Below are 2005 nucleotides of genomic sequence, written 5' to 3'. Positions count from 1 at the left end.
GGTGCCGACGAGGATGTCGTTCTGGCCGGTGTGGCGGGCGAGCAGGGCCTGGTAGGCGGCCAGCAGCACCATGAACATCGTGCTGCCGTGCTCGCGGCCCAGCCGGGCGAGCGCGGCGGTCTCGGCCTCGTCCAGACGGAACACCGTCCGGCCGCCGCTACGCCGTGGCACCGCGTGGCGTGGACGGTCCTGCGGCAGCGCGAGCGTTGTGGGTTCGGCGAGGCGCTGCTGCCAGTAGGCGAGGGCGTCGGTGGTGTCCTGCCCGCGCTGCCACAGCGCGATGTCGCCGAACTGGACCGGCAGGGGCGGGAGTTCGCGGCCGGAGTAGAGCGCGGCCAGCTCGTCGTAGAGGATGTTGAGGGACCAGCCGTCACCCAGGATGTGGTGCATCACGAGGCACAGGACGTGGTCGTCCGCGCCCAGCCGGATGAGGGACGCCCGCAGCGGCGGCGCGGCGCCGAGGTCGAGTGCGGTGTTCGTGCGCGCGGCCACGAGCGCGAGGGCCGCCTCCTCGTCAGCCGCCGTCAGTGATTCCACGGGTACGGGCGACGGCGGTTCCACGATCGCGGCCGCGGCCCCGTCGATCTCGGGGAAGCGGGTGCGGAGGATCTCGTGCCGGGCGGTGACCGCGTCCAGGGCGTGGCGCAGCGCCCTCTCGTCGAGGGGGCCGCGCAGGCGCTTGGTCATCCACATGTTGTACGAGGCGTCCTGCGGATCGAGGCGGTGCATGAACCACAACCGCTCCTGCGCCGGCGACAGCGGCGGTTGCGTGCCCGCCGGGCGCGGCACAGGACCCGCCTCGGCCTCACCGGGAACCGCCGCCTCCACCAGCGCGGCCAACTGCGTCACGGACGGGTGGCGGAAGACGTCGCCGACCGCGATCCGGGCCCCGCTGCGGGCATTGAGGCGGGCGGTGAGCATGGCGGCGCGCAGGGAATGGCCGCCGAGGGCGAAGAAGTCGTCGTCCGGGGTGGGGGAGGGCTTTGCGGTCGATCTTGCCGTTGGGGGTGAGGGGGAGGGCGGTGAGCGGGATGTAGGTGGTCGGGACCATGTAGCCGGGGAGTCGGGCGGTGAGGTGGTCGCGCAACTCGGTGGTGACGGGGGCTGGTTGGGTGGGGACGTAGTACGCGAGCAGGTTTTCGTCGTGGACGGTGACGACGGCCTGGCGTATGTGGGGGTGGGTTTCGAGGGCGGTGGCGATCTCGCCGGGTTCGATGCGGTGGCCGCGGAGTTTGAGCTGGTCGTCGGTGCGGCCGTGGTAGTCCAGGGTGCCGTCCGGGAGGCGGCGGACGATGTCGCCGGTGCGGTAGAAGCGCTGCCCGTCCAGGGTGGTGAAGCGTTCGGCGGTGAGGTCGGGGCGGTGGTGGTAGCCGTCGGCGAGGCCGGTGCCGCCGATGAGGAGTTCGCCGGGGACACCGACGGGGGTGGGTGTGTCGTGGGCGTCGAGGACGCGGACGGTGGTGTTGGCCAGGGGGGTGCCGATGGTGACGCGGGCCGGGTGCGGGGGGATGTCCCAGGCGGTGGACCAGATGGTGGTCTCGGTGGGGCCGTACATGTTGAGCAGCCGGGTCACCCGGGCGCGCAGGGTGGTGGCGAGGGCCGGGGGGAGGGGTTCGCCGCCGCACAGGGCCGTGAGGCCTTGGGGGAGGTCGCCGGTCAGGAGCAGGCGCCAGCCGGAGGGGGTGGCCTGGACGTGGGTGACGCCTTCGTCGCGGACGAGGGCGGCCAGGGCGGTCGCGTCGCGGCTGGTGGGGGTGTCGGCGACGACCACACGGCCGCCGGTTGCCAGGGGCAGGTACAGCTCCAGGGCGGAGATGTCGAACGACAGCGACGTCAGCGCGAGCCACCGGTCCCGGTCGGTGGAGCCGACCAGGTCGCGCAGGGCGAGGAGGAAGTTGGCCAGGGCGCGGTGCGGGACGACGACACCCTTGGGGTTGCCGGTCGACCCCGAGGTGTAGAGGACGTACGCGGTGTCCGCCGGCTCCGGCCGCGGCAGCTCCACCAC

General features: G+C 73.2%; 2 protein-coding genes. Both read right to left on the bottom strand.

What is annotated here, in order from left to right:
- Window positions 1-921, bottom strand: a 921-nt coding sequence (locus IH54_RS45195; protein ID WP_267965273.1) for a condensation domain-containing protein, incomplete at its 3' end; no start/stop codon positions are given.
- Window positions 806-2005, bottom strand: a 1200-nt coding sequence (locus IH54_RS0138645) for an amino acid adenylation domain-containing protein (RefSeq protein WP_159012394.1), incomplete at its 5' end; no start/stop codon positions are given. The genes IH54_RS0138645 and IH54_RS45195, both read right to left, overlap by 116 nt.

The sequence above is a fragment of the Streptomyces sp. NRRL F-5123 genome, from assembly GCF_000721495.1.
Classification (GTDB): Bacteria; Actinomycetota; Actinomycetes; order Streptomycetales; family Streptomycetaceae; genus Actinacidiphila.
This window is presented reverse-complemented; position numbering and strand designations above follow the sequence as displayed.